2 protein-coding genes are annotated in these 1,970 nt (G+C 63.5%); one reads left to right on the plus strand and one right to left on the minus strand.

Features of this window, described 5'->3' with window-relative positions:
• Positions 1-30 precede the first annotated feature (30 nt).
• Entirely contained in the window at positions 31-1,239 is a 1,209-nt protein-coding gene (locus tag UP09_RS24970) for a DNA recombination protein RmuC (RefSeq protein WP_044540941.1), read from the minus strand.
• A gap of 170 nt (positions 1,240-1,409) precedes the next feature.
• Between UP09_RS24970 and def the strand changes: the two genes are divergently transcribed.
• Positions 1,410-1,937, plus strand: coding sequence for a peptide deformylase (gene def, locus UP09_RS24975; RefSeq protein ID WP_044540942.1), 528 nt, complete (start codon positions 1,410-1,412; stop codon positions 1,935-1,937).
• Positions 1,938-1,970 lie beyond the last annotated feature (33 nt).

Consider the following 1,970-nt stretch of genomic DNA (forward strand, 5'->3'; position numbering starts at 1 on the left):
ATCGTTTGGCGCGAGCGTGGTTAGTAACATCTACTCCCCCGCCTGCAGCTTGCGCGGGGCGGGGAACAGCTCGGGTGTGGCGCTCTTGACGAAGCGGGGGACTTCGACCGGCGTCTCGGATTTGCTGAAGTCGAGCTCTTCGATGCGGCCAGCGCGCTTTTCGATCTTGTCGGCGGAGATCAGGATCTGCCTGACGTCCTCGTTCACCTGGCCGAAGTGATTTTGCAGCTTGAGCACGCGCTCGCGCAGGCGGCTGAGATCGTCGCCCAGATGCATCACCTCGTTGCGGATCTGGTCAGCGGCGTCGCGGATGCGGGCGTCCTTCAGGATCTGCTGCATCACCTGGATCGCGAGCATCAACAGTGAGGGCGACACCAGCACGACGCGGGCGCGATAGGCCTTCTGCACCACATCGTCGAAACCGTCATGGATCTCGGCGTAGACCGATTCCGACGGCACGAACATCAGCGCGGTGTCCTGGGTTTCACCCGGGATCAGATACTTTTCCGCGATGTCGCTGACATGCTTGAGCACGTCGGTGCGCAGCCGCTGGCTGGCGTATTTGCGCTCCTCGTCGCTGCGCGCATCGTGCAGCGCCGTCATCGCCTCCAGCGGAAATTTCGCGTCGATGCAGAGCGGCCGCTGGTCGGGCAAAAACACCACGCAGTCGGGCCGCTTGCCCGTGGTCAGCGTGTGCTGGAACTCGTACGAGCCCTTCGGCATGCCGTCCTGGACGATCGCCTCCATCCGCGCCTGGCCGAACGCGCCGCGCGACTGCTTGTTGGCGAGCACGTCGCGCAGGGTCGTCACCTGGGTGGTGAGTTCGCTGAGGTTCTTGTGCGCATGATCGATGATGCCGAGCCGCTCGTGCAGCACGCGCAAACTGTCCATCGTATTGCGCGTCGATGTTTCCATCGATTGCCCGACCCGGTGGGTGACCGAATCCAGCCGCTCGTTAACGGCGCGCGCCATCTCGGCCTGGCGGCCGGCCAGCGACTGCGCAATCGCATCGGCCCGGCCCGAGGCCTCGGTCTGGGCGCGCAGCACGTCGGCGAGCCGCTCCTCCAGCTCGTCGGCGCGGATGGTCTGAGCGACAGCGATTTCCGCACCGCGCCGGCTCGATCGCGCGATCACGATGGCGATCACCAGCAGCAGGACCAGTGCGAGCGCGCCAAAGGCGACCAGCACGTCAGAGGCGCGGACCGGCAGCTCGCCGATCATGAAAAGAATCTCGTTCATGCAGGCCGTTGTAGCCGATTCGCAGCTGGCGCCGAACGAAAAGGGAACATTTATGGTTAATGCTTCCTTTATTTTCCTGGCTAATTTGTCCTGAAGAAACGTGGTTAAGGCGGGCTTAACCGGCCTTGGTTCGGATTGACCCTCGCAGATCAGCGGCTTAAATCGCCCGCATGGCACTTAGAGAAATCATCATCCTGCCGGACAAGCAGTTGCGGCTGGTGTCGAAACCTGTCGAGACGGTGACGCCGGAGATCCGCAGGCTCGCCGACGACATGTTCGAGACCATGTATGACGCGCCCGGCATCGGGCTCGCGGCGATCCAGGTCGCGCAGCCGCTGCGGCTGATCACCATGGACCTCGCCAAGCGCGACGAGAGCGGCGAAACGACGCCGCAGCCGCGCGTCTTCATCAACCCCGAGATCATCGCGCATTCGGAAGACCTCTCCGTCTACGAGGAGGGCTGCCTCTCGATCCCCGAATATTACGAGGAGGTCGAGCGGCCGGCGCGGGTACGCGTGCGCTATCTCGATCTCGACGGCAAGCTGCACGAGGAGGATGCGGAGGGCCTGTTCGCCACCTGCGTCCAGCACGAGATCGACCACCTCAATGGCGTGCTGTTCGTGGACTATCTGTCGAAGCTGAAGCGCGACCGCGTGCTGAAGAAGTTTGCAAAAGCTGCCAAGCGCGCGGTGGAGTGACGCCCCTCCGAGGCGTCATGGCCGGGCTTGACC

It is taken from the genome of Bradyrhizobium sp. LTSP885 (assembly GCF_000938305.1).
GTDB lineage: Bacteria > Pseudomonadota > Alphaproteobacteria > Rhizobiales > Xanthobacteraceae > Bradyrhizobium.